A 25,930-nucleotide genomic window follows, 5' to 3' on the forward strand; every position below is an offset into this window, starting at 1 on the left:
TCTCCAGTCGCGACGACATCGTACGTGAGTTCTCGGATGACCCTGGCAGGCCCGTGGAAGGCTGGGTCGTCAGGCACGAGAAACTTGTACAACAAATATGGTCTCCGCCATAAAGTTGTACAAGTTTTAATTTGTGTATCGCTTTTCTGGAACGTCAGTCCAGGTGACAGCAGGTAACCGACGGTCAGGTCTGGAGGGTCAGAAGCGCTGTCGTTTCATCGTGATGCATGCAGGTGCCGCAACAGTTCCGGAAGCTCCCGGACATGCGAGATGACATGGACTCCGGCGGGAACCGGCTCCGGCGCGCCACGCCCCTTCACGTCGATCCATGCCGCCTGCATGCCGAGACGTACTGCCGGCAGGGCATCTTCCTTCCATGAGTCGCCGACATGCAGCGTGGTGGAGGGGCGGCTGCCCAGACGTGCCATGGCGGCGAGGAAGGGGCGTGCATCCGGCTTGGGCGCCAGCCATTCGCCGGCGGCGATGCTGAACTCGAAATGATGGTCCAGCGTCAGGCGTGTCAGGTCGACATTGCCATTGGTGATGGCGCCGAGGCGGTAATGCCGGGCCAGTGAGTCGAGCAGCTCACTGGCTTCCGGAAAGGGCTGCAATTCGTGGCGCAATGCCAGGAAGCGTTCGACGGCCGCATGTGACCAGTGATGGGCCTCCTTTTCGCCATGGCCGGCATCGCGCAGCATGATGCGCATGGCTTCACGGCGCAGCCAGGTGAAGTCACCACGCCGCAAGGGGTGTTCCAGCCCGAGTGCCATGCGGCGACGGGTATATTCCTCGAGGGGAAAATCAGTGGCATGACCGATCTCACCGTCCAGCCAGGCGTAGTGTTCCGTCTCGGCGCGCTCCATGATCGGGCGATTGGCCCACAGGGTGTCATCGAGATCGAAGGTCAATGCGGTCAGCGAAGGCGTCGTTGCGGGCATCACAGGGGATCATCCTTGAGCGGAACATCAGCAGGGGAGGCGGCGTCAATGTCAGCCGGCGTTGCCTCTTCTGGCCCACGCTGGCGACGTGCACGCGGGTGAGCCTGGTCGTAGGCGCTGGCCAGCTGTTGCCAGTCGAGTCGGGTATACACCTGGGTCGTGGAGAGATGGGCATGGCCCAGCAACTCCTGCACGGCGCGCAGATCGCCACTGGATTCCAGCAGATGGCTGGCGAAGGAATGGCGGAGTCGGTGGGGGTGCAGGTGCTCCGGCAGGCCGCGTGTCTTCGCTTGCGTCACCAGACGAAGCTGCACGCCGCGTTGTCCCAGCCGCTGGCCTCGCTGGCCGACGAACAGGGCAGTCTCGTCAGCAGGCGCGAGTTGGCTACGTACCTTCAGCCAGGCATCCAGCGCCTGACGCGCCCGCGAGCCGATGGGCAGCTGGCGAGGCTTGTTGCCCTTGCCGCGCACGCGCAGGCGGCGTATCTCCAGCATGTCGAGGTCGAGACTGACCAGTTCCGAGAGTCGCAGCCCCGAGCCGTAGAGCAGCTCCAGCATGGCCTGATCGCGGATCGCCAGCGGCGTGCCGTCGTGCGGGCAGTCGAGAAAGCGTGACAGGCTGTCGATGTCCACTGGACGAGGCAGGTGGTCCGGCAGGCGCGGTGTCTGTACCAGGCCCGCCGGGTTGTGCGCCAGAATGCCGTGATCGACCAGCCAGCCACAGAAACGACTGATCGCCGCGCGACGTCGGGCCAGTGAACGGGGGGCGAGCCCACGACTGCGTTCAGCGCCCAGGAAGCGACGCAGTGTCGGCACATCCAGGGCCTGCCAGTCTGCAGGAGACCGAGCGGTGGTGCTGGTGTCGGCATCCACCGTGGTCTCGGCCGGTGAGGGGCGCAACATGAAGTGGATCAGTGCCTCGAGATCGCGCTGATAGGCGCTCACGGTCGCCGCGCTGCTGTCCTGGGCAAGATGGGCGAGAAACTGCTGGCAAGGGCGGGTCAGCGCCTGGCGTCTGGCAGTGTCGAGGGAGTCATCCGGGAGGTCAGAGGCGCTCATCGCGCGGCCTGATCATCACGCGAGGCAGCGGAGTCTGAGGTGTGACTCGTCGCATGACGCCCGAGGCAGCGCGCCAGCACATCGCCGAGATATTCGGGGAAGAGAGTGTCGAGTCCGGCACGGAACTGCTCGGCCTCGGCACTGGCGACCACCAGATAGCCCAGACATTCGCCACGGGTCAGACGCACGATGACGGCGGAGCCGCGCGTGGCATCCGCCTGGCTGGCCTCGACCAGATCGTGGCACTCCGCCCCCAGCGGCCAGCCATGGTCCGGCAGCAGGGCTTCCCAGCGCGTGCGTGGCATCGCCAGGCAACGGCTGGCGCGACCTTCGAGCAGGCGCTCGAATTGCTCGGCACGCGCATCATCGAGCACCTGACGCGGTGGCTGGGTCGCGGGGCCAGCGCCGCGTTGCCACAGGCAGACGGCGGCGATGTCGAACAGCTCGCTGAGACGGGTTGCCAGAGTCTCCGCAAGGGCATCATCCGATTCGGCATCCATCAGATCCAGCACGATCTGACGCAGTCGCTGATAGCGGCTTTCATTGTCGCGGGCGGTATTGAGCAGCTCCTCGAGACGCGCTTCGGCCTGCTCGGTACGTCCGCGCAGGTCATGCACCAGCCGCTCCAGCAGCGAGACGCTGCCACCGCGTGCCTCGGGGTGTGGCACGCGCAGCTGCTGGAGCAACCCTTCCCGACCCTCGAAGAAATCCGGATGCGTGGCCAACCACTCGGCGACCCGGTCCGGGTCCAGCGTGCGCGGGCGACGTGAGGCGGATGGCTCGGCCATATGGCTCTCCTTGCGAGGGTTGGCGACGGGACGCCGGCGCTTCGCGCAGGCGTCCCCTGTCAGCGGCGGCTTACAGGATGATGCGGCCTTCGAAGACGGTCTCGGCAGGGCCGGTCATGAAGACAGGGTGACCTTCGCCGCCCCATTCGATGCTCAGGGTGCCGCCAGGCAGCGTGACATCGACAGGACTGGCGAGCAGGCCACGACGAATGCCGGAAGCGACGGCTGCACAGGCACCGGTGCCACAGGCCAGCGTCTCGCCGACGCCACGCTCGAAGACGCGCAGGCGCGCTTCGTGGGGCGAGACGACTTCCAGGAAGCCGGCATTGACGCGCCTGGGGAAGCGCGGATGCGCTTCGATCAGCGGACCGACCTCTCGTACCGGTGCCTCGTCGACGCTGTCGACCAGCAGCACCGCATGGGGGTTGCCCATCGAGACGACACCGATCTCCAGGGACTCGCCGCCGACCTCCAGCGCATGCACCGGCAGATCCGTCTCGGCCTCGAAGGGCAGCGCGGCGGGGGCGAAGCGCGGAGCACCCATGTCGACGCGGACTCGCCCGTCATCGGCCACCACCAGTGTCAGCGGGCCACCGGCGGTCTCGACGCGGATCTCGCGCTTGGTGGTCAGGCGCTGATTGAGCACGAAGCGCGCAAAGCAGCGGGCCCCGTTGCCGCAGTTCTCGACCTCGCTGCCATCGGCATTGTAGATGCGATAGCGGAAGTCCATGTCCGGGTCACGGGGTGGCTCGACCACCAGCAGCTGGTCGAAGCCGATACCGAAATTGCGATGCGAAAGCCGTCGGATATCGGCATCGCGCAGGCGGCCACGCTGGGAGATCAGGTCAATGACCATGAAGTCATTGCCCAGACCGTGCATCTTGGTGAAGTGCACCAGCATCAGTCATCACCTTCCGGCAGCAGTTGCTCACCGGTCCACAGTTCTTCCAGACGTTCGCGGCGACGCACCAGGTGCATCTGGCCGCCATCCACCATCACCTCGGCGGGACGACAGCGGCTGTTGTAGCTGGAGGCCATCACGAAGCCATAGGCGCCGGAGGAGCGAACGGCAAGCAGGTCGCCCGGGGCGATGGCCAGTTCGCGGTCCTTGCCCAGGAAGTCGCCTGTCTCGCAGACCGGGCCGACCACGTCGTAGCTGGCGCTTGCACGTGACTCGCGCGTGTCGACGGGCACGATGTTCTGCCAGGCCTGATACAGCGACGGACGGATCAGGTCATTCATGCCGGCATCGATGATGGCGAAGTTCTTCTCTTCGCCGGGTTTGAGGTACTCGACACGCGTCAGCAGGACGCCGGCGTTGGCGGCGATGGAGCGGCCCGGCTCGAACAGCAGTGTCATCTCGTTGCCATGCTCGTAGCGCGCCAGGCGTTCCAGCAGGGCGCTTGCGTAGGCGAAGGGCTCCGGCGGCGTCTCGTTCTGGTAGGGCACGCCGAGGCCGCCGCCGAGATCCAGATGCTCGATGATGATGCCGCGCTCGCGCAGGCGATCCAGCAGCACCAGCAGGCGCTCGAGGGAGTCGAGGAACGGCGCCAGCTCGGTCAGCTGGGAGCCGATATGACAATCGACGCCTACCACCTTGACGTGCTCCATGGCGGCGGCGGTCTCGTAGACCTCCAGCGCCTGCTCGACCGGAATGCCGAACTTGTTGGCCTTGAGGCCGGTGGAGATGTACGGGTGGGTGCCGGCATCGACGTCCGGGTTGATGCGCAGCGACACCGGTGCGATACGCCCGAGGCGACCGGCGACGGCATTGAGGCGCTCAAGCTCGGGCAGCGATTCGACGTTGAAGCACTTGATGCCCAGCTCCAGCGCGCGCTGCATCTCGGCGGCCTGCTTGGCGACGCCGGAGAACACGACCTTGGCGGGGTCTCCGCCGGCCTTGAGGACGCGCTCCAGCTCACCGGCGGAGACGATGTCGAAGCCGGCACCCAGACGTGCCAGCACGTTGAGCACCGCCAGGTTGGAGTTGGCCTTCACGGCGTAACAGATCAGATGCGGGTGGTCGCCCAGCGCATCCTGATAGGCCTTGAAGTGGCGCTCCAGCGTGGCACGGCTGTAGACGTAGCAAGGCGTGCCGAACTGCTCGGCCAGCGTGGCGAGAGAGGCGTCTTCGGCGTGCAGCACGCCATCCTGATATACGAAGTGATCCATGATCCGGCCTGCAAGATGTCGCGCCGGCGGGCATCACCCGCCGGAGATGTAAGGGGGGCTCAGGCGTCGCTGCCGGAAGTCTCGGTAGCGGCGGTGCGCTCTGTCTCGGCGGCAGCCGGTGCCGGGGCGGGTGCCTCGGCACGTTGACTGCCGGCATCGGCGTCCGCCGGCAGATACAGCGGGCCCTTCTGACCGCAGCCGGTCAGAAGGCCTGCACCCAGCAGCAGGCCCGCAAGGGTACGAAGGGCGTGACGGGCGGACTGGCTCATCAGATGACGCATCGGGCGGCCTCCTGGCAGCTGACGATGAAGCGGTGAGGGCCTGACGGCAGTACACGGTCAGGCCCCGGCTTGACGGTTTCAGGCGCGGCTGGTCAGCGCCTCACGTGCACGCTGCACGGCAGCACGCACCTGATTCGGCGCGGTGCCCCCGATGTGATTGCGCGCCGCGACGGAACCTTCCAGCGTGAGCACGTCAAAGACGTCCTGTTCGATGGTGTCGGAGAACTGCTTGAGTTCATCCAGCGTCATCTCGGACAGGTCACGCTTCTGCTCGATGCCGAAGGCGACGGACTTGCCGACGATCTCGTGGGCATCCCGGAAGGCGACACCCTTGCGCACCAGGTAATCCGCCAGGTCAGTCGCGGTGGCGAAGCCCTTGCTGGCCGAGGCGTACATGTTGTCGGACTTGGCGCGGATCGCCGGAATCATGTCGGCGAAGGCGCGCAGGCTGCCGCGTACGGTATCGATGGTATCGAACAGCGGCTCCTTGTCTTCCTGATTGTCCTTGTTGTAGGCCAGCGGCTGGGACTTCATCAGGGTCAGCAGGCTCATCAGGTGGCCATAGACACGGCCGGTCTTGCCACGCACCAGTTCCGGCACGTCCGGGTTCTTCTTCTGCGGCATGATGGAGGAACCGGTGCAGAAGCGATCCGGCAGATCGATGAAGTCGAACTGGGCGCTGGTCCACAGCACCAGCTCTTCGCTCATGCGTGACAGGTGCATCATCAGCAGGCTGGCGAAGCTGGTGAATTCGATGGCGAAGTCACGGTCGCTGACGGAGTCGAGGCTGTTCTCGGTCGGACGATCGAAGCCGAGCAGCTCGGTGGTGACGTGGCGGTCGATGGGGAAGGTGGTGCCGGCCAGCGCCGCGGCGCCCAGCGGCAGCACGTTCATGCGGGCACGGCAGTCACGCAGGCGATCCTGGTCACGGGCGACCATTTCCTGCCACGCCAGCAGATGGTGGCCGAAGGTGACCGGCTGAGCGCTCTGCAGGTGAGTGAAACCCGGCATGATGGTGTCGGCTTCCTGCTCGGCCAGGCCCAGCATGCCTTCCCGCAGACGCGTCAGCTCGGCGTCGATGACGTCGATCTCGTCGCGCAGGTAAAGGCGGATGTCGGTGGCCACCTGATCATTGCGTGAGCGACCGGTGTGCAGCTTCTTGCCGGTGTTGCCGATCTTGGCGGTCAGACGTGCCTCGATGTTCATGTGCACATCTTCCAGCGCGACGGACCACTCGAATTCGCCGCGAGCGATCTCTTCGCTGATCTCCTTCAGTCCTTCGATGATGGTGTCGCGCTCTTCCTCGCTCAGCACGCCGACGCCGGCCAGCATGGTGGCGTGGGCGATGGAGCCGCGAATGTCGTGCTGCGCCATGCGCTGATCAAAATCGACGGACGCGGTGAAGCGGGCCACGAAGGCATCGGTCGGCTCGCTGAAGCGGCCGCCCCAGGACTGATTGGTAGATTCGCTCATCGGGATCTCGAATTGTGGTGACATGTCCAGAGTTCGGCGTCCGGTGCACGGTCGCGCAGCCGGTATCGTTGACCTTGGAGTGTACCAGACTCCGTCGGATGGGCGAGGGGGGCGCGCACCAAGATGCGTTGCGGCCAGGGAGGCGTGTCATCGTGACGCTTCCGGGGATTTTCCCCTTGGCCATCAGTGGCTTTATGATGACGGTATCCGGTGGCGGTCAATGTTGGCCGTCACGAACGTTTCGACTGTCGCGCCAGCGTCGCGCGTCCCAAGGAGAATGCCGTGTCCCGCCGTGAGACCCTGCGTATCGCGACCCGCAAGAGCCTGCTTGCCCTGTGGCAGGCTGAACACGTCAAGGCACGTCTGGAAGCCCTGCATCCCGGCTTGACGGTCGAGCTGGTGCCGATGTCCACGCGGGGCGACAAGATTCTCGACACGCCGTTGGCCAAGATCGGCGGCAAGGGCCTGTTCGTGAAGGAACTGGAAGAAGCCATGCTGGATGGCCGCGCCGACATCGCCGTGCACTCCATGAAGGACGTGCCGATGCATTTCCCGGAATCGCTGGGGTTGGCCGTGATTCTCGAGCGCCATGCGCCCACCGATGCGTTCGTCTCCAACGACCACGCCAACTTTGACGCGCTCCCTCAGGGGGCTCGCCTGGGCACCTCCAGCCTGCGTCGTGGCCTGCAGGCCAAGGCCGCCCGTCCGGATCTCGAGGTGCTCAGCCTGCGCGGCAATGTCCAGACGCGTCTCGGCAAGCTGGATGCCGGTGAGTTCGACGCCATCATCCTCGCCACCTCCGGCCTGCAGCGCCTCGAACTGGATGCACGCATCACCGCCGAGATGGACGCCGAGACCTGTCTGCCGGCCTGTGGACAAGGCGCGCTGGGCATCGAATGCAACCTGCAGGACGAGGAGATTCTCGCCCTGCTCGAGCCGCTGGCTCATGAAGACTCCAGTCGTTGCGTGCTGGCCGAGCGCGCCATGAATACGCATCTGGAAGGTGGCTGCCAGGTACCGATCGGTGGCTATGCCGTGCTGGAAGAGGGTGGCAGGCAGCTGTGGTTGCGGGCACTGGTCGGCAATCCCGATGGCAGCGTCATCCTGCGTGCCGAGGCGCGTGGTCCGGCCGATACGCCCGAAGCGCTGGGCATCGCCGTGGCGGAAGATCTGTTGCAGCAGGGGGCCGGCGAGATTCTGGCGGCGGTCTATGGCGATGCGCGTGACTGATGGTGCCCGCCATGCGGAGGTGGATGACCGGGCGATGCCTCGCGCGGCATCGAGTGCGCGGTCGTCTCTTGAAGTGCTGACGACGCGTCCGGGCTCGCGCGGTGCCGTGCTTGATGCGATGCTGAGAGACGTTGGCTGCGCCGTGGAGTGCCTGAAGCTGATGGCGCTCGAGCCGCTGCCGCTGGAGCCCGCCGGGCGTCAGGCGATTCTCGACATCGACCTCTATCGAGGGGTGGTGGTCATCTCGCCTCAGGCCGCCGGCTACCTGGCGGACTGGCTGGAAGACTGGTGGCCGCAATTGCCCGAGGGGCTTGCCTTCTACGCGGTGGGCTCCGCGACGGCAGAGGTACTCCACTCACGCCTCGGCGTTCGGGTGAGAGTGCCGCCACACGCCACGCGTGGCGCACATGTCGAGGTGGATGCCCCGGTCGGCACGACCAGCGAGGCCCTGCTCTCGCTGCCGTCCCTGCAGCAGCTTCAGGGGCAGCGCTGGCTGCTGGCGGCCGGAGAAGGCGGGCGCGCCCTGCTGGAGGACACCCTGGTGGCACGCGGTGCCCAGGTGACGCGTCTGGCGCTTTATCGACGCCTTCCGTTGGCTTTGTCCTCTCAACAGGCTGGCCGTCTGGCGGCGGGCGCGTATGATGCAATGGTGGTGACCAGCAATACGCTGCTTGAGGCGGTAGTGACCTCGGCAACGACGCGGACCTTGAACCAACCGCTAATCGTATCGAGCAACCGTTTGGCTACACTGGCACACGCTCATGGGTTCGAGCGCGTGACGGTCGCCGCGGATGCCTCACCCGGGGCCCTGAGGCAGGCAGTGCTGGATGCCTGCGCCCCGACTCGCCATGCGAGAGAGACCGGCGCCACTGCGCCTGGTCCGCGCGAGGCCATCGATTCCCAAGAATCCGGAAAAGGGCAAGCGTAGATGAGCAACCGAGAACACGATCAGGAAGACCACGGCTCTGCCGGCACCACGCCAGGCAAGCCGAGCGACAAGGATGCTGCCGCTCGCGCATCAGATGCCTCTTCCGCTCCCGGCGAACACGCCGAAGACACTGCCTCTGGCCGCCCTGGCGCCGAGGCCTCCCGTTCGTCCTCCTCTTCCTCGTCATCCGCCACGGCTGACGCCCCACGTGAGCGACGCTCGCGTGGCGGGCGCAACCGTCGCGGACGGGGAAAGGGACAGGGCAGCTCCTCCTCTTCATCCTCCACTGCCAGCGAGTCCACGCCCGTGAGCCAGACTTCCGACGATAACGCCTCGACGCCTTCCGGCGCGAAATCTCCCTTCCCGAAGCAGACCGATACCGCGCCTGCCGCCGAGACGACCACTGCCTCGACGGCGTCCGGCAAGGGGGCTGCCTCAGGCAAGGGAGGGGCTTCAGACAAGAGCGGCGTGACGGGCAAGAGTGCCGGTGCCGCCATGGGTGGCGCGGGAGGAGGCACGCCGCCGAGCGAGCCGCAGGGCAGCAAGAAGAGTGCTGCCGGCGGCATCGCACTGGTGCTGGTCATTCTTCTTGCCATCGTCGTCGCGGTACTGGCCTGGTTCGGCTGGCAGCGTCTGAACGCCCTGCCGGATGCCCAGGGCCTCGACAAGCAGGTCAGCGAATCCGTGACCCAGCAGGTCGGCCAGGTCGAGAGCAAGATCGCCAGCCTGTCCGGCAAGCTCGACAAGAACGCCTCGCAGGTCAGTGATCTCGACAAGCGTCTGTCCGGCGAGAGCCAGCAGACCGAGCAGGCGCTCAACAAGGTGCTCGAGGAGCTCAGCAAGACCCAGCAGACCGATGCCCGCGACTGGCATTACGCGGAGGCCGAATACCTGCTGCGTCTCGCCAATCAGCGTCTGCAGCTGGAGCGTGACGTGAACGGTGCCGACGCACTGCTCGAGAACGCCGATGCGCGTATCGCCGAGGCGGACAACCCCGCCCTGCTGCCGGTTCGCAAGGCGATCCAGTCCGAGCTGGCCAGCCTCGACAGCGTGCCGCGTGTCGACCGCAGTGGCATCTACCTGGCGCTGCTCGCCGAGCAGGAACAGCTGGCGCGTCTGCCGCTCAAGCAGGACGTGGCCGAGATCGCCGCCAAGGTCGAGAACGACGCTCCGCCCACCGGCGGCTGGCAGCAGCAGCTGGCGCGCTTCGGCAATGAGCTGAAGAATCTGGTCACCGTGCGTCGTCACGATGAGGCGCTGGAAGCCCTGATCACGCCGGAGCAGGAATCCTATCTGCGCCAGAACGTGCGTCTGGTGCTCGAGCAGGCCCAGCTGGCGCTGCTCAAGGAAGAGCCGAAGCTGTATCAGGCGGCCATCGACAAGGCGATCACGCTGGTCAACGGCTACTACGATACCAAGACCGATGGCGTGCAGAATGCCGTCGCCAAGCTGGAAGACCTCAAGGGCAAGACCATCCGCCCGGAGCTTCCGGATATCTCCGCGTCTCTCAACACGCTGCGTGAGCTGATCGAACGCCGCGCCCAGTCCGGGGGTGGTGAGGCATGAGAAAACTGATACTGCTGATCATCATCGGCCTGGCCATCGGTGCGCTGTTCGGTCAGCTGATGCAGTCGTTCCCCGGCTATTGGCTGATTCGTGTCGGTGATACCTCGGTCCAGACGTCCTTCTGGTTCGGGCTGGTGCTGTTGCTGGGCGCCTTCGTGGTGCTGCATTTCGGCCTGCGTCTGCTGTCGCGTTTCGCGCATCCGTTCTCGCGCCTCAAGGTGTGGAACAGCCGCACGCGCCATCGCAATGCCACCCGCAAGACCGTGCGTGGCCTGGTGGCACTGGCCGAAGGCCGCTGGAAGCGTGCCGAGAAGTCGCTGACCCATTCCGCGGAAGACTCCAGCACACCGCTGGTCAACTATCTGTCCGCAGCTCTCGCCGCCCACTATCAGGGGCGTTTCGAGCAGGCGGATACGTTGCTCAAGCGTGCTCATGAGTCCACTCAGGGCTCCGAGAGTGCCGTGGGGCTGGTGCAGGCGCAGCTGATGCTGGATCGCCAGCAGCACGAGCAGGCACTCGCGACGCTGACGCGTCTCGACAAGCAGCTCGGCGAGCACCCGCAGGTCCTCAAGCTGCTCAAGCAGGCGTATCTGGCGGTGAATGACTGGGATGGCCTGCGTCGCCTGATGCCGCGTCTCGACAAGCAGGACCTCATCTCGCCGGAAGAGAAGAAGGAGCTGGAACAGCGCGCCTACGTGGCACTGATCCAGCAGGCCGCGCGCAATCCGGAAGACATCGAGCGCGTGCGCAACCTGTGGGCCGACATGCCGGACCACCTGCGCAGCGACGTGAATCTGGTCGCCCTGTATGCCGAGGCATTGATCGCCGGTGGGCAGGAAGGGCTGGCAGAGCGCCTGCTGCGTCACTCGCTGAAGGAATGCTGGGATTCACGTCTGGTGCTGCGCTATGGCCTGCTGGACGTGGATGCACCGCGTCAGCTGGTGTATGCCGAGAAGTGGCTGCAGGAGCGTCCGAATGACCCGGACCTGCTGCTGTCGCTGGGTCGACTGGCATTGCGCAACGCCAACTGGGGCAAGGCGCAGGAGTATTTCGAGGCCAGTCAGCGTCAGCGTCCGAGCGGCACGGTGTGTGCCGAGCTGGCACGTCTGTTCGCCAACCTTGGCGAGCACAACAAGAGTCAGCTCTACTATCGCCAGAGCGTCGAGCTGCTGGATCGTTCACTGCCGGCGCTGCCGCAGCCCAGCAAGGACAACGCCTGATCGACGCCGCCCGTCGGGCGGCGCTGCACATTGTTTCCTCATTTCGCGAGAAGATGAAAAACTGCCGCCGGCCAGGTCTCTGGTCGGTGGACATTGGTTACTCTCCGGGTATCCGCGTTCATGCCATGGCGTGACGGGATACCCTTCTTTTTGCCTGTCAGATGGCGCTTTTCTCCCTCCGTGGTGGTGCGGGTCTGAGCCGGTAGCGGTCTCGGGCGGCCCTGCAAGACTCGGGGTTGCAGACCCTGCAACCGGCGATCCATGCCCGCCGTGGGGCGCTGGGCACCCATGGCGCTGGCTGTCGGCATTTCCTCCGTGCGATGATTCCGCGTGATGAATGATCTGCCGTCACGGCAGGCCATTCCTGAGCCTTGTTCGGCTTATCCCCAAGACATAATGGAGTCTGCATGTTGCAAAAGTCCCTGGCCCTGATGGGCGCCTCCGTACTGGCCGTGTCACTTGCCGGCTGTGCCGCTACCGGCAACAGCTCTTCCGGCAACACCGCCAGTTCCTCCAGCTCCTCCAGCTCCATGATGAGCCTGGCCAGCAGCATGCTGAGCAGCCAGACGGGCCAGTCCCTGCCGGCAGCCGACCTGATGTCCAGCCTGACCTCCCAGCTGGGCGTGTCTTCCACCCAGGCGCTGGGTGGCTCCGCTGCCATGCTGGCACTGGCTCAGTCCCAGCTGGGTTCCAGCGCGACCTCCGAGCTGTCCAGTGAAGTGCCGCAGCTGTCCAGCCTGACCAGCAGCAGCTCTCTCTCGACCCTGTCCAGCCTTGCCAGCCTGAGCGGCAATGACAATGCCACGGCATTGGCCAGCACCGTCGGCAATGTCGATGACAGTGCGTCTCTGGACAGCGCCTTCTCCGCGCTGGGCATGGACAGCAGCATGGTGTCCCAGTTCGCGCCGGTGCTGCTCAGCTACATGGGTGGCGAAGGTGTCAGCTCGACGCTGCTGAGCTCACTGTCTGGCCTGTGGGGTACCGGCTCCTGAGCCAGCCTCGCGCATGAGGTGTGAGGCATCGATTTACGCCCGCACATGAAAACGCCCCCGAGCCATTGGCTCGGGGGCGTTTTCGTTTCAGTCCGGCGGCCATCGCAGGCAGCCGTGTCGGGATACCCCTGGCGCGCGATCAGTCGCCGTCGGCATCCGGTTGGGTGGTCTGACGGATGCGCTGTTCCTCGGCATCCACGACTTCGCCGTCCTTGGTGGCATGGCGGGTCAGCGGGGTCTCCTCGCGACGCTGAGCCACCTTGGCGGCGGCCTCACGCTGCTCGGGAGTCTTCGGCTGACCGGCGGCGGAGCCATCGATCACGAACGGTTCATGCATGGTGCGAACGTTGGCCGGCGGCGCACCACCGTCCTTGTCCTGACCGAAGTACATGGTCATGTGCGGGAACGGGATCTCGATGCCGGCGGCGTCGAAGTGCTGCTTCACGAGCTTGTTGTACTCGCGGCCGATGGCCCACTGGTTGCCCGGGCTGGTCTTGATCATCACACGGATGTTGACCGAGCTGTCGGCGAGCGACGAGACGCCAGCGATGGTGACCGGTTCGAGAATCTCCGCGCCATAGCTGCTTTCCTGGAGTTCGTCGAAGGCCGCACGCAGGTGCACGATGGCGTGATCGACGTTCTCGCGGTAGGAAATGCCGTACTCGCCGACATGGTAGGCGAAGTCACGCATGTAGTTGGAGACGGTATCCACCGAGGAGAACGGCACGATATGGAAGGTGCCGGACAGATCGCGGATGCCCACCGAGCGGATGGTCAGGCGTTCCGCCGTCCCGGTCACGCCACCGGCGGTGACCACGTCACCGGTGTTGATGGCATTCTCGAGCTGGATGAACACGCCGGTGATGATGTCCTGCACCATCTTCTGGGCCCCGAAACCGATCGCCAGACCGAGCACCCCGGCACCGGCCAGCAGCGGCGCGATGTCGATGCCGATCTCCGACAGCACGATCATCGCGGTGAAGACGATCATCGCGATGGCGATGGCATTGCGGAACAGTGCCAGCAGGGTTTCCACGCGTGAGGAGGGCTTGCCCTTGCCGGTATCCGGATTGAGCTTGTGCTCGATCAGGCTGGCGATGCCGACCCAGATCACGACCGCGAAGGCGAGGATGAACAGCACATGGAAGATGCGTGACAGCAGCAGGGCTCCGGCGTCCGTTGCCAGCCAGTCGCCAAGCGCCACGATGCTCCAGGCATTCAGCACCATGCCGACCACGACGACCAGGATGATGGCGCGCATGATGCGCAGTGCGGTCGGGATGTAGGAGTTGAGGCGCGTCTCCAGCATCGGCAGCTGACCACGCAGCTTGTCGGACACCTGGATGCGCTTGCCGATCAGCTGCGTCAGCACGCGAGACAGCAGTGCCCCGCCACCGATGGCGAGCAGCGTCTTGAGCGTCGCGGCCATCATGAAGGGCAGCGCCTCTTCCGGTGTCGTCTGCGAGATGATGAACAGGGTCGCGAAGTAGGCCAGCGCGATCAGGTGCCAGGTACGCGCCAGAATGCGCAGGCAGACGGCGATGAAGGCATTGTGGGTCTCGCGGGCCTGATCGAGCAGGCGGTCACGCAGCAGAACACGGTTGCGGCTGATGACCACGATGGCCCAGATCAGCGCGATACCCATGATCAGCAGGCTGACGAAGCTGCCCACGGCCGGTGCCAGATTGTTGTTGATCATCGGTACCACGACGAGGATACCGTAGCCGATGAAGCCGGCGAGCAATGCCAGTGAGCGATTCCAGTAGCGGGCGACCTCATCTCGCATCGGCATCAGGCGCAGGCCCTGGTAGCCGGAGGAGAACAGCATGCGCATCAAGGCCTTGACCAGCTCGATCACCAGATAGGCATTCAGGAACATCGACTCGCGCTGTCCTATCACGCCCTGTTCGCCATAGGCGAAGATGGCCAGCAGATAGCCCCCCAGGAACGCCAGACCGATCACGGCCACATCGACGATCGCCGCGATGATCACTGCCATCAGGGTGCGCAGCAGCGGGCTGCGGTGCTGACCATCCAGCGACCATTGGCTGACGCGACTGAAGAGCGGATGGGCCAGCCGGCGCAGGATCAGGAACAGCCCGATGGTGGAGATGACCACCAGCCCCAGACTGATGGCTTCGGTCATGAAGCGCTCCCAGTCGATGCTGCTGGCATCTTCACTGCCGAGGCCGCTGAGCGTCTGGATCATGCGGTCCAGGGTCGCGGAAAGCTCTGCGACAAGCTCCTGGCTGATCTCGGCCAGCTGGCGGGACAGTGACGGTGAGTCCTCGCTCAGCGTGACTTCCGCCCCCGCCACCTCGGCTGCCTGTTCGCTCGTCTTGCTGTCCAGCTGGCGCAAGCCTTCAATCAGTGCTTCACGCTGGTCGGGGTCCTCGAGCAACGTCGCCAGACTCTCATAGGACGAACTGGCGGCGTCAGCATCGCTGGCGGGGGCGGCATGCGCCAAGCCACTGACGCTGAGGCACAGCATGATCGCCAGTGCCATCAGGCCCTGTAACCAGCCGGCACTCAGGCGCGAGGCGATCGATGACGTTGCGGTTTGCGCGGGAGGGGAGTGGGGGGGGATCGGGGTCGCCACTGATGGCTTCTCCTGTCTGGTGAATGTCGGATGGAGATGGAGTCGAGTCATGCGGGCTCCCTGAGGTGACTCAGAGGCACCCGGATAGCTGAGCGTCTGTGCCTTTTGGACATCGGCATGGCCACGTCATACGTCAGGCGCTGTCGATTGGATGTGGGAGCGTGATGTGCGCATCCCGCGCACGCACTCTCCTTTGTTATCGGGGCGATTGCAGGTAACCCAACCCCCGATGACGGTATGCGAGAGATTCTTCAGCGCCACAGCCTGCGGCAGCGCTGCGCATCCTTCAAGCCTTGCTCACCGGATTGTTGCAATGTCGCGTTGCAGGAACTGATGTGGCCCGATGGCTGGACAGGCGGTATTGTTGCGATCAATTATTATTACCATCCGATCTCGCGCCCTGATATTCGCTCCCTGGAGAAACGAATGACCCACTCTTCCCATGTGTTTGCTGTTCCTGCCCTGTCCCGCCTGCGTCGTGGGCTGATGGCGTCACTGGCGGTCGTGTTGATGGGAGCCACGGTGTCTGCCGAGGCTCGTGAGGTCCAGACCGCCTATGGTGAACTGGAGCTCGAGGGCACTCCGCAGCGCGTGGTCACGCTCTATGAAGGGGCATTGGATGTGGCGGTCGCCAGCGAGGTGACGCCGCTGGGCGCGGTCACCACGCGCGGCGGTGATGGCGTGGCCAGCTATCTCCAGTCTCGGGTGCCGGAGATCGAGATCGTCGGTACACCGCGAGAGTTCAATCTCGAGGCCATCGTGGCGCTCAAGCCGGACATGATTCTGGCTCCCCCGGGGCTGGACAAGGCGCAATATCAGCTGATGTCGCGTCTGGCGCCGACCATCGTGCCAGGCGGGGAGGCGCTCAGCCGGGAGGCCTGGAAGCAGCAGAGCCGAGTCTATGCCCTGGCACTCGGGGAAGAGGCCGAAGCGGAGCTCGAGGCGCGTCTGGCCGCCATCGACGCTCACGCGGCGCGCCTGAAGGCCGAGATGACTACACCGCAGACTGCCAGCCTGGTGCGTCGCATGCCGGGTGGCCTGATGGCGATGTCCGATGAGCTGTTCGCGACCGGCTTGCTCGCCGCGACCGGCTATCAGCTGGTGGGCGGGGATCTGGTCAAGCCGGGGCGTCCGCACTCCGACCCGCTGAGCGATGAGAACATGGCGCGCATCGATGCCGACACACTCTTCCTGGCGACCCTGGATGATTCCTCTGAGGCTGCCGCTGACGCCCTGGCGAAGGAGCCGGCCTTCCAGCGTCTCGAGCACGCATCGCGTGACAGTCTGGTCGGCGTCAATGGTCAGTTGTGGACCAGTGCCAGTGGCCCGCTGGCGGCCGAGGCGCTGCTCAAGGACATCGAGCAGGCGCGCAGTGATGGGTAAGCGGGACTGGCCCGTCTCGACTCATCAGGCGTCATGCCGTCAGGTCGGGAGGCAGCATGGCGGCTGAAGGAGCGTCCTCACGGCCTGGCTCCCCACAGACAGCTCTTCGCCCGGCGACCCGCAAGGTAGCCGGGCGTCTGTCGTTGGGGCAGGTCATGCCAGTGGCGTGTCTGGCGGCGGTACTGGCCTGCCTGGCCAGTCTGTTGTGGGGCGCGGGAGATATCGGCCCTGCCCAGGCGTGGGCGGTATTGATGGGGCAGGGCAGCGAGGAGGCCCGCTTTGTGGTCACCGAGCTGCGTGCACCGCGTACCGTGATCGGCATCGCCGTGGGCATGATGCTGGCCTGCGGCGGCGCATTGATGCAGGTGGTCGCACGCAATCCCCTGGCGGAGCCGGGGCTGCTGGGTGTCAGCGCAGGCGCAGCATTTGCCGTCGCCATCGCCCTGTTGCTGGGGATGGAGGCCGCAGGCCTGCATGTGCTGGTGGCTCAGGCTGGCGCCTTGCTGGGCTGCCTGTTCGTGATGAGCACGGTGCGGCTGAGTGGTGCACGCCAGGACCCCGTGCGCCTGGTACTGGCCGGTGCAGCGCTTTCCAGCCTGCTGGTGGCTCTCACGTCGCTGGTATTGCTGATCGACCAGCGCGCGGCAGACGAGATCCGTTTCTGGGTCATCGGCAGTCTGGCAGGGCGTTCGCTGGAGGCGCTGGGTGGCAGCCTGCCGAGCCTCATGCTCGCCCTCGCGTTGACGCTGTGGCTGGTCAGGCCGCTGGCGGCATTGGCGCTGGGAGAGGCGGTGGCCAGTGGACTTGGCCATCACCCGGGGCGCGTGCGCAAGCTGACGGTACTGGTGGTCGCGTTGCTGGTCGGGGCCGCCACGGCCCTCGCGGGGCCGATCGCCTTCGTGGGACTGGCCGTGCCTTATGTCGCGCGTGCGCTGTGTGGCGCGGATATCCGCCGCACCTTGTGGTTGTGCCTGCCGCTGGGCGTGGTGATGCTGGTGAGCGCCGACGTGGTCTCGCGTCTGCTCGTTCGTCCTTCCGAGTTGCCGCTGGGCGTGCTGACCACGCTGCTGGGCGCGCCGGTACTGATTGCCGTGGTGCGCGCTCGTCGCCTGCCGATTCTGTGAGTCAGGCTTCAATGCGCCGTTCTTCATGACAGATAACCCGGAAACGCCCATGTATCGCTCCGCTCCTTCTTCATCGGCCTCTTCTGATGCCGGGGTGCCTCGGCGCCAGGCATCATGCCCTGTCGCCACGGCACCGGCCGATACATTCTGGTGGCGCTGCGGGCCCCTGTCGTTGCTGTGGCATCGGGCCCCATTGCTGGCCAACCTCGGTCTGCTGCTGGCACTGCTGAGTGCCTGCGTGGCCGCCTTGATGCTGGGCAGCGCGGGCCTGGGCCCCTACGCCGCCCTGAAGGCCGCGTTCGGCCATGGTGAATTCGCCGATGTCTTCGTGGTCCGGGAGCTGCGGCTGCCGAGACTGCTGGCCGGCCTCGGAACGGGCGCCGCCTTCTCGTTGGCTGGCTGTTTGATGCAGACACTGGCCAGCAACCGTCTCGCCACGCCGGGCATCATCGGCATCGACAATGGCGCGACCGCCTTTGCGGTTGCCTCCGTCGTCGGGCTCGGCGCCTCGCTGGCGCCACCGGCGATGGCACTGAGCGGCGCCGTGGTCGCCACGGCGCTGGCCTTCGGGCTTTCCGGTGGCATCGGCACGCGCGGCTATCGCTTCCTGGTCGCGGGGATCGGCGTCGGGGCGCTGTTCGGTGCCGGCACCCAGTTGATGCTGGCGCGGGTGTCCATCGATGTCGCCAACAGCGCCTATCCGTGGACGGTGGGGAGCCTCAACGCACGGGATGCCTCCTCGCTCGAATGGCTGGGCATTGCCTTGCTGCTGGCGGTGCCGGCGGCGTTGTGGCTGGGGCGAGGGCTCAATACGCTGCGCTTTACCGATTCTGTCGCCATCGGACTTGGTCAGCATGTCGCCCGTGTGCGCATGGCGACGCTGTGGCTCTCGGTACTGCTGACGGCCGCCGCGGTGGCCGTGGCCGGCCCGGTAGGCATGGTGGCGTTGGTCGGTCCCGAGATCGCCCGCTACCTGTCGCGCCACAAGGGAGTGCCCTTGCTGGGTTCGGCATTGGCAGGGGCGCTGGTGATGGTGCTGGCGGACCTCGCGGGACGCACGTTGCTGTCACCTCTCGAGATTCCGGTCGGCATCGTGATGGCGGTGGTCGGCAGCCCCTATCTGCTGTGGATCCTGCTGCGCAGCCCGCGCTAGTCAGGCTGTCCTGTCCGGCCGATGCCCCCATTCACCGTGTGGCTGACATGTCTGCATCACCGACATGAGAGTCGCCCGCAGCCCTCGCGGACCAATCGGGTCACGAGGGTCATCGTTTCAGGAGAATGCGCCATGAGCGCTGAACATCATCCACGCTGCGGGGACGCCGTGGACGCCACTCTCAAGGCCAGTGAGCTGTCGCTGGGGTATGGCAGCGGACAGCGGCATGTGGCCGTGATCGATGCGCTGACGCTGGCGCTGCCGGATGGCAAGGTGACGGCCATCGTCGGGCCCAACGGCTGTGGCAAGTCCACGCTGCTGGCCGGTCTGGCCCGCCTGCAGGCACCGCATGCCGGCGCGGTATTGCTGGAGGGTCAGGACATACGACGTCTCGGGCGCCGTGATGTCGCGCAGCGCATCGCGCTGCTGCCCCAGGAGACGCACTCGCCGGAAGGCGTGACGGTGCATGAGCTGGTGCGCTTCGGTCGCCAGCCGCATCAGGGAGCCTTCCGTCAGTGGTCGCAGGAGGATCAGGAGGTGGTCTCGGCGGCGATCGCGGCCGCTGACATCGAGAGTCTGGCCGACCGTGAGCTGGCCTCCATGTCCGGTGGCCAGCGTCAGCGTGCCTGGATCGCGATGGCGCTGGCGCAGCAGACGCCGCTGCTGTTGCTGGATGAGCCGACCTCGGCGCTGGATCTCGGTCATCAGATCGAGGTCTTCGAACTGATCCAACGGCTGGCCCACGAGGAAGGCAAGACCATCGTGATGGTGGTGCATGACCTGGCCAGTGCCTGTCGCTATGCCGACCACCTCGTCGCGATGCATGCGGGCAGCGTGGTCGCGGAAGGTCCGCCCTCCGAAGTGGTGACACCGGCGCTGGTGCGCAAGCTCTACGGTGTCGAATGCCGGCTGATTCCTGACCCCGAGACCGGTACCCCGCTGTTGATCGGCGTGCGGCGCACGGACGAGCGCCTGAGTGGCAGTGCTACCTGAGAGCGCCTGGCACGACTCGGCGCGCGGAATATCAGACAGCAGAAAACAAGAAGGCCTCCCCGAGGGGAGGCCTTCTTGTCACGGATATGGTGGAGGCGACGGGAGTCGAACCCGTGTCCGCCGGCACTCCGCCTTCGGCTCTACATGCTTAGTTTCATTATTTGATTTAACACGACTGCCGCCAATGAACAGGCTGCAGCAATGCGATTCTCTGAGTTTTAATCTCGACCTTAGAGACGTCGGCCAAGACGATCCTGTTTATACGGGCTCGTTCTCAATCCACCTTGAACAGGCGCAACGGTATCATGAGCAGCTTATGCAGCTAGAGCGTAGTTGTCGTCGTTTGCGACTATATATTTGCAACGTTTTATTTACGAGATACGTTACGATCTCGGCATGCACCTCAGGGTTTGCCACCAGCGTCGAATGCCAGAACGCCCCCATAACAGTGTTACTGCTTGCTGCTTTGCTACGGTGTCATCATAACAGGTGGAGACTGTGCTACGCCAGTTCAAGGCCTCAGGAATTTTTCTGGTCTGACAGTGATTTGCCGTGATTCAAAGCCCTTGTCTCCCATATCGCAACGGCGCAGGCGCGGCGCGTGATCATGGCGCTGACAGTCTCAGCGATCCCGCAGGATACGTGCCTTCTGGCGATTCCAGTCACGGTCCTTCTCGGTGGCACGCTTGTCATGCATCTTCTTGCCTTCCACCAGCGCGATCTCGCATTTCACGATCGCGTTCTTCCAGTACAGCTTGATGGGGACACAGGTGTGACCCTTGTCCTGGGTGCGCGAGAAGATGCGCGCGATCTGCTTCTTGTGCAGCAACAGCTTGCGCGTGCGTTGCGGGTCCGCCACCGCGTGGGTGTTGACCGTCTCCAGCGGATGGATATGGCAGCCGAGCAGCCAGGCCTCACCGTTCTTGATCACGATGTAGGTGTCCGTCAGCTGGCCCTTGCCCGCCCGCAGCGCCTTGACCTCCCAGCCTGCCAGTACCAGCCCCGCTTCGAAGGCTTCCTCGATGTGGTATTCGTGGCGTGCCTTCTTGTTCTGGGCGATCAGGTTGCCGCCCTGTTGGGGTTTCTTTTTCTTGCCCATGTTGCCTCGTTTGTCGTGTGCTCCTGCCACTGCCCGACGGACAGCTGGCGCATCCTTCTGGATGGGGGGAGGCGTGTTACCATTCAAGGCCAGACGGCACTTCATGCGCCGGCCCATTGTTCATGATACGCAAGGCGCGTATCCAAGTCAGCGGAGAGCTAGATGCCTACGGTCAACCGGTCTGCCCTGGTTCGGCACTCGGCCCAGGCGATGTTCGATCTGGTCAATGATTTCGAGCGTTACCCCGAATTCCTGCCGGGCTGCAGTGATGCCCAGTTGCTTGAGCAGGATGACGCCCATCTGGTGGGCAGGCTGACTCTGTCCAAGGCGGGCATGGAGCAGAGCTTCGTGACCCGCAATGATCTGTTCGCCCCCCAGCGCATAGAGTTGAGTCTGGTCGACGGCCCTTTCAAGCGTCTCGAGGGACGCTGGCTGTTCACGCCGCTGAGCGAGGATGCCTGCAAGGTCTCGCTGGAGCTGGATTTCGAATTCAGCAATCGCCTGCTGGGCATGGCCTTCGGCAAGTTGTTCAGTCAGGTCGCCGGTCAGATGGTCGAGGCGTTCACGCGGCGTGCTGACCAGCTGTACGGCGCGAATTGATGTCCGCCGCAGGCAAGGCCGTAGAGAAGGCCTGATGACGTGGTCTGAAAGGTGAGTCCGACAGGAGCAAGCATGAGCGACAGAATCACGGTCGAGGTGGCCTATGCGCTGCCGGAGAAGCAGAAGATCATCTCACTGGCCGTCGCGCCGGGAACCACGGCGCGCGAGGCCGTGCGCATGGCACATCTCGAGCAACATTTCCCGACACTGGGCGCCGAGGTCTTTCTCGAGGCGGATCTCGGGATCTTCGGCAAGGCGTTGCGCAAGCCCGATGAGCACGTGCTGGATGCCGGTGACCGGGTCGAGGTCTATCGTGCCTTGATCAACGACCCCAAGCTTGCTCGCAAGCGCCGGGCCGACAAGGCACGCGCCGAGAAGTAGCGGTGTCCTCACCGGGCATCGGCGACCGTACGCAAGACGGGGCACCCTGGGGTGCCCCGTCTGTCATCACGACTCGGTCCCTCTTGCTATCCGAGCGCTGGCGGGCATGCCGTTTCCCGCCAGCCGGACCTGTCGATGACGGGCCCGCTGGCGGTCGACTTACAGCTCGTCCGGCAGGTCAGCGGCGCCTGCACCACTGTCGTTGCGGTTCGGCTGTGCGGCACGCGGGTCGATGTCGAGGTCCGGCACGATGACGGTCTCCTTGTCGATGTCGCCGCTCTTGTCGATGGTGGAAAGCACATCGCCGTCGAAATTCAGCGTGACGCGCTTGTTGATGATCTCGCCGTCCGCTTTCTTGAGGCGATATACGTAGTCCCAGCTATTCTCACTGAAGGGAGCGGTTAGCAGCGGTGAACCCATCACATAGATGACCTGTTCGCGGCTCATGCCCGGCTTCAATTGCTCGACCATTTCCGGCTTGATCAGGTTGCCCTGTGGAAGGTCGCGCTTGTAGACGCTGAAGTAGCTACACCCGGTGAGCAGCGACAGGGCGCTGCAAAAGGCGACTGTTTTGATCAAGTTTTGCATTTGCCCTGAAGATTCCCTATCGTTTTGCCTTGGCCGATCATACCTGATACATCAAGCGACTGCGAAGAGTACCCCAGCATGGCCGATCAGAACCATGAACTGCGCAAGGCGGGACTCAAGGTAACCCTACCGCGAGTCAAGATCCTGCAGATCCTCGAGAAATCGATGGATCGACACCTGAGTGCCGAGGACGTGTACAAGGCGTTGCTTGAGGCTGGCGAAGATGTCGGTCTGGCGACGGTTTATCGTGTGCTCACCCAGTTTGAAACTGCTGGACTGGTGATGCGTCACAATTTCGATGGCGGCCATGCTGTCTTCGAATTGTCCCAGGAAGAACACCATGACCACATGGTATGTCTGGACAGCGGCGAGATCATAGAGTTCTGTGATCCCGAGATCGAGCGCCGCCAGCGCGAGATCGTCGAGGAGCATGGCTATGAGCTGGTCGAGCATGCGCTGGTGCTCTACGTGCGTCCCAAGGACACCAAGAGCGACAGCTGATGCTCAGGCCTCGCCTGTGTCAGGGATGACAAGGTTCGCTGCAGGACAGAAACACCAACGGCCGCCCCACAGGGGCGGCCGTTGGTGTTTCTGGCGTTCGAACTGCCAGGAGGTTCATTGGACGAATGGACGTCGGGAAGGCGGCCTTTCGGGGCTCAGTGACGGCTGTCCGCCGCGCTGAGCATCTCGCGAGCGTGTGCCAGGGTCTGCTCGGACAGGTGAATGCCGCCCAGCATGCGTGCCAGTTCCCGCACGCGGCCACTCTCGTCCAGCAGTGCCATGTGGGTACGTGTGGTGTTCTTCTCTGCCTGCTTCTCGATATGCAGATGTTGATGCGCCTGGGCCGCGACCTGAGGCAGGTGGGTGACGGTCAGCACCTGACCCTTGTCGCCCAGTCGGCGCAGCAGCTGACCGACGATCTCGGCGGTCGCACCGGAGATGCCGACATCCACTTCATCGAAGACCAGGCTGGGAATGGTCGAGCGACTGGCGGCCACCACCTGAATGGCCAGCGAGACACGGGACAGTTCACCGCCCGAGGCGACCTTGGCCAGCGCCCGCGGCGGCTGCCCCGGGTTGGCACTGATGCGGAAGTGGATGCGCTCCATGCCTTCGGGTTGCGGGCGCTCGCGTGGCTCGACGGCAACCTCGAACGTCGCCTTGCCCATGCCGAGGAAGGCCAGTTGATCCTGGATGTCGCTGGCCAGCTGGGGGGCGGCAGCGGCTCGTGACGTACCGACCTCAGCGGCCAGGATCTTCCAGGCATCCCGGCGGGCCGCCACTTCCTGGCGCAGTGCCTCGATGGCCTCCTCGTCACCCCCGAGCCCTTCCAGCTCCTCGCTCAGTCGCTGGTGCAGGCCATGCAGCTCCTCGGGCAAGACATGATGCTTGCGGGCGATCTGGTGGATGCGCCCAAGGCGCTCATCGACGAAGGCCAGGCGCTCCGGGTCGAGTTCGGTGACTTCGACGAAGCGGTTCAGCTCGCGTGCCGCTTCTTCTATCTGGATGCGTGCCTCTTCCAGCATGCCCAGTGCGCTGGCCAGCGAACCCTGCTCGCTGCCCGGCAAGTGTGTCAGTCGCGCCACGGCCTGATTGAGGCGCGCGAGGGCGCCTTCATCATCATGATCGCAGCACTCGGCGGCGGCCTGTGCCTCGCTGAGAATCTGTTCGGCATTGGCCAGGGTTTCCTGCTCCTGCTCCAGTGCCTCCAGCTCGCCTTCGCTGAGTGCCAGCTCATCAAGCTCCTCGACCTGATAGCGCAACAGCTGGCGACGAGCGCGTACCTCGTCGCCATCATTGCTCATGCGCTTGAGGCGGCGATGTGCCTCCTGCCAGTGGCGGAAGTCCTCGCGCAGCTGCGTGACCTGCGTCTCGATCCCGGCGTACTCGTCGAGCTGACGCAGGTGCGTCTCTTCCTTCAACAGCGAGTGGTGGGCGTGCTGGGAATGGATGTCGATCAGGTGCTCACCCAGTTCCCGCAGGTCCGCGATGGTGCAGGGGGTGCCGTTGATCCAGGCCTTCGAGCGTCCGCTGGCGGTGATCACCCGGCGCAGCAGGCAGTCGTCGCTGCCCAGCTCACGTTCGTCGAGCCACTCGCGCGCATCGCTGAGGCTTGTGATATCGAAGCGTGCGATGAGATCCGCGCGATCCGCGCCATGTCGCACGCTGCCGGCATCGGCACGTTCGCCCAGGCACAGGCCGAGCGCACCGAGCAGGATGGACTTGCCGGCACCCGTCTCGCCGGTGATGGCGGTCATGCCGCGGCGAAAATCGAGTTCCAGTGTCTCGACGATGGCGAAATCTTGAATGGCGAGCTGTAGCAGCATGACTACCTCCGAAGGGAAGCTGGGGCGTACGCCGTGCCGATCATTGCCCGTTTCGGGGGTGACTACGGAGTCGCCATACAGGATGTACATACAGTGTATATGGCTTTTTATACAGCACGCTCCGTCGGCCTTCAATCCATGCCGGACTCAGCTGGCAGAAAAGCCGCATCGAAGGCTTGAGAAGCCGAGTGCCGGCCCCATATAAAGGCCCTGACACTCATCGTCGGCAGCAATGGCGCGGCCTTGCTGCCCTACAGGCAACTCATGGCCTGTCTTCAGGGGTTTGCCTTCGTCGTCTCGAGGCAGGCTCCGCAGGCCACGAACAGGGCAATGGCGCACAGACGTCGGCCCGCAGGAGAACAGCATGGCTCAGGATCCGCAGACCCCGATGGATGAAGAACTTCAGCGTGCCGCTCGCGACGCCGAGCCGCAGCCGGAAACTCCGGAAGGCGAAGTGATTGAAGACATACTGGATGCCACCGATGTCGCCGCCGAAAGCGAAGGTGAGCTGATCGACAATCCGGAAGCCGAGATGCTGGCCGCTCAGGTCGAGGAACTCGAGCAGGCGGTGAAGGAGGCGAAGGACCAGGCGCTGCGTTCAGCTGCCGAGGCGCAGAACGCGCGCCGTCGCGCCGAACAGGATGCCGAGAAGGCTCGCAAGTTCGCGCTGGAGAAGTTCGTCAAGGAAATGCTGCCGGTGGTGGACTCGCTCGAGAAGGCGCTTGAGTCCATGAGCGACGACGAGGCAGCCAAGGCACATGTCGAAGGTATCGAGATGACCTTGAAAATGCAGCTGGATGCCCTGAACAAGTCAGGCGTCGAGCAGCTGGACCCCCACGGCGAGCCCTTCGACCCGGAATACCATCAGGCGGTCGCCATGGTGCCATCTCCGGATGCCGAGCCGAACAGCGTCATCGACGTGATGCAGAAGGGCTACACCCTCAATGGTCGCCTGGTGCGTCCGGCGATGGTCGCGGTCAGCAAGGCCAACTGAGGCCCTGCGGGGTCGAGTGGCCATGAGGGCATGTGTCGTGATG

General features: G+C 64.7%; 24 protein-coding genes and 1 other RNA gene. 13 read left to right on the forward strand and 12 right to left on the reverse strand.

All coding sequences use genetic code 11. From position 1 onward, the window contains the following. Positions 1-215: 215 nt before the first annotated feature. From QD228_RS10975 to argH, 7 genes are all read right to left on the reverse strand, one after another. Positions 216-938: an HAD family hydrolase gene (locus tag QD228_RS10975; protein WP_279875574.1), complete on the reverse strand. Its 723-nt coding sequence runs from the start codon at positions 936-938 to the stop codon at positions 216-218. After that, a complete protein-coding gene (locus QD228_RS10980; protein ID WP_279875575.1) occupies positions 938-1,996 on the reverse strand; it encodes a tyrosine recombinase XerC in 1,059 nt (352 codons plus the stop codon). Before QD228_RS10980 ends, QD228_RS10975 begins: the two co-directional genes overlap by 1 nt. After that, positions 1,993-2,784, reverse strand: coding sequence for a DUF484 family protein (locus tag QD228_RS10985; protein WP_191236453.1), 792 nt, complete (start codon positions 2,782-2,784; stop codon positions 1,993-1,995). The genes QD228_RS10980 and QD228_RS10985 overlap by 4 nt, the downstream gene beginning before the upstream one ends. A gap of 70 nt (positions 2,785-2,854) precedes the next feature. Continuing rightward, positions 2,855-3,685, reverse strand: coding sequence for a diaminopimelate epimerase (gene dapF, locus QD228_RS10990; protein WP_077379544.1), 831 nt, complete (start codon positions 3,683-3,685; stop codon positions 2,855-2,857). Then, positions 3,685-4,956: a diaminopimelate decarboxylase gene (gene lysA, locus QD228_RS10995; protein ID WP_077379542.1), complete on the reverse strand. Its 1,272-nt coding sequence runs from the start codon at positions 4,954-4,956 to the stop codon at positions 3,685-3,687. The genes dapF and lysA overlap by 1 nt, the downstream gene beginning before the upstream one ends. A 59-nt stretch (positions 4,957-5,015) precedes the next feature. After that, positions 5,016-5,237, reverse strand: coding sequence for a lipoprotein (locus tag QD228_RS11000; protein WP_279875576.1), 222 nt, complete (start codon positions 5,235-5,237; stop codon positions 5,016-5,018). Positions 5,238-5,315: 78 nt separating this feature from the next. Continuing rightward, positions 5,316-6,710 (reverse strand): argininosuccinate lyase, encoded by a 1,395-nt coding sequence (gene argH, locus QD228_RS11005; RefSeq protein ID WP_077379988.1) that lies wholly within the window; start codon positions 6,708-6,710, stop codon positions 5,316-5,318. A 282-nt stretch (positions 6,711-6,992) separates the two neighbouring features. Here argH and hemC point away from each other — a divergent pair, with 282 nt between their 5' ends. The 5 genes from hemC to QD228_RS11030 all read left to right on the forward strand — a co-directional run bounded on the left by hemC (position 6,993) and on the right by QD228_RS11030 (position 12,646). Next, a complete protein-coding gene (gene hemC / locus QD228_RS11010; RefSeq protein ID WP_255317590.1) occupies positions 6,993-7,940 on the forward strand; it encodes a hydroxymethylbilane synthase in 948 nt (315 codons plus the stop codon). Next, positions 7,933-8,868: a uroporphyrinogen-III synthase gene (locus QD228_RS11015; RefSeq protein ID WP_347882130.1), complete on the forward strand. Its 936-nt coding sequence runs from the start codon at positions 7,933-7,935 to the stop codon at positions 8,866-8,868. Before hemC ends, QD228_RS11015 begins: the two co-directional genes overlap by 8 nt. Beyond that, positions 8,869-10,434, forward strand: a complete 1,566-nt coding sequence (locus tag QD228_RS11020; protein ID WP_279875577.1) for a uroporphyrinogen-III C-methyltransferase — start codon at positions 8,869-8,871, stop codon at positions 10,432-10,434. Beyond that, a complete protein-coding gene (locus QD228_RS11025; RefSeq protein ID WP_077379537.1) occupies positions 10,431-11,654 on the forward strand; it encodes a heme biosynthesis HemY N-terminal domain-containing protein in 1,224 nt (407 codons plus the stop codon). The genes QD228_RS11020 and QD228_RS11025 overlap by 4 nt, the downstream gene beginning before the upstream one ends. Positions 11,655-12,061: 407 nt before the next feature. Then, positions 12,062-12,646: a DUF2780 domain-containing protein gene (locus QD228_RS11030; protein WP_077379535.1), complete on the forward strand. Its 585-nt coding sequence runs from the start codon at positions 12,062-12,064 to the stop codon at positions 12,644-12,646. A gap of 139 nt (positions 12,647-12,785) precedes the next feature. Here QD228_RS11030 and ybiO read toward each other — a convergent pair whose 3' ends face one another. After that, positions 12,786-15,245, reverse strand: coding sequence for a mechanosensitive channel protein (ybiO, locus tag QD228_RS11035; protein ID WP_279875578.1), 2,460 nt, complete (start codon positions 15,243-15,245; stop codon positions 12,786-12,788). 426 nt (positions 15,246-15,671) lie between these two features. Between ybiO and QD228_RS11040 the strand changes: the two genes are divergently transcribed. From QD228_RS11040 to QD228_RS11055, 4 genes are all read left to right on the forward strand, one after another. Beyond that, the gene (locus QD228_RS11040; RefSeq protein ID WP_077379531.1) at positions 15,672-16,628 is read left to right on the forward strand and encodes an ABC transporter substrate-binding protein; all 957 of its coding nucleotides are present in this window, start codon (positions 15,672-15,674) and stop codon (positions 16,626-16,628) included. Between the two features lie 155 nt (positions 16,629-16,783). Beyond that, positions 16,784-17,752, forward strand: a complete 969-nt coding sequence (locus QD228_RS11045; protein WP_077379982.1) for an iron ABC transporter permease — start codon at positions 16,784-16,786, stop codon at positions 17,750-17,752. A 172-nt stretch (positions 17,753-17,924) separates the two neighbouring features. Further along, positions 17,925-18,905, forward strand: a complete 981-nt coding sequence (locus tag QD228_RS11050) for an iron ABC transporter permease (protein ID WP_347882131.1) — start codon at positions 17,925-17,927, stop codon at positions 18,903-18,905. 132 nt (positions 18,906-19,037) lie between these two features. Then, positions 19,038-19,898, forward strand: a complete 861-nt coding sequence (locus tag QD228_RS11055) for an ABC transporter ATP-binding protein (protein WP_279875579.1) — start codon at positions 19,038-19,040, stop codon at positions 19,896-19,898. A gap of 87 nt (positions 19,899-19,985) precedes the next feature. On the opposite strand, the gene ssrA is transcribed toward QD228_RS11055, so the two are convergent. Beyond that, positions 19,986-20,340, reverse strand: a transfer-messenger RNA (tmRNA) gene (gene ssrA, locus QD228_RS11060). 180 nt (positions 20,341-20,520) lie between these two features. Beyond that, positions 20,521-20,997, reverse strand: a complete 477-nt coding sequence (gene smpB, locus QD228_RS11065; protein WP_077379524.1) for an SsrA-binding protein SmpB — start codon at positions 20,995-20,997, stop codon at positions 20,521-20,523. A gap of 162 nt (positions 20,998-21,159) precedes the next feature. Here smpB and QD228_RS11070 point away from each other — a divergent pair, with 162 nt between their 5' ends. Both QD228_RS11070 and QD228_RS11075 read left to right on the forward strand, forming a co-directional pair. Continuing rightward, on the forward strand, positions 21,160-21,597 hold the full coding sequence (locus QD228_RS11070; protein WP_077379522.1) for a type II toxin-antitoxin system RatA family toxin: 438 nt from the start codon (positions 21,160-21,162) through the stop codon (positions 21,595-21,597). Positions 21,598-21,669: 72 nt separating this feature from the next. Then, positions 21,670-21,978: an RnfH family protein gene (locus QD228_RS11075; RefSeq protein ID WP_191236458.1), complete on the forward strand. Its 309-nt coding sequence runs from the start codon at positions 21,670-21,672 to the stop codon at positions 21,976-21,978. 159 nt (positions 21,979-22,137) lie between these two features. Here the strand turns inward: QD228_RS11075 and QD228_RS11080 are convergent, their stop codons facing one another. Beyond that, entirely contained in the window at positions 22,138-22,566 is a 429-nt protein-coding gene (locus QD228_RS11080) for an outer membrane protein assembly factor BamE (protein WP_077379518.1), read from the reverse strand. A gap of 78 nt (positions 22,567-22,644) precedes the next feature. On the opposite strand from QD228_RS11080, the gene fur reads away from it, so the two are divergent. After that, positions 22,645-23,067, forward strand: coding sequence for a ferric iron uptake transcriptional regulator (fur, locus tag QD228_RS11085; protein WP_077379516.1), 423 nt, complete (start codon positions 22,645-22,647; stop codon positions 23,065-23,067). A 155-nt stretch (positions 23,068-23,222) separates the two neighbouring features. On the opposite strand, the gene recN is transcribed toward fur, so the two are convergent. Then, the gene (gene recN / locus QD228_RS11090; protein ID WP_279875580.1) at positions 23,223-24,893 is read right to left on the reverse strand and encodes a DNA repair protein RecN; all 1,671 of its coding nucleotides are present in this window, start codon (positions 24,891-24,893) and stop codon (positions 23,223-23,225) included. Between the two features lie 364 nt (positions 24,894-25,257). Here recN and grpE point away from each other — a divergent pair, with 364 nt between their 5' ends. Beyond that, on the forward strand, positions 25,258-25,887 hold the full coding sequence (gene grpE, locus QD228_RS11095) for a nucleotide exchange factor GrpE (protein WP_077379514.1): 630 nt from the start codon (positions 25,258-25,260) through the stop codon (positions 25,885-25,887). The last annotated feature ends 43 nt before the right edge of the window (positions 25,888-25,930 follow it).

The sequence above is a fragment of the Cobetia sp. 3AK genome (genome assembly GCF_029846335.1).
Lineage (GTDB): Bacteria > Pseudomonadota > Gammaproteobacteria > Pseudomonadales > Halomonadaceae > Cobetia > Cobetia marina.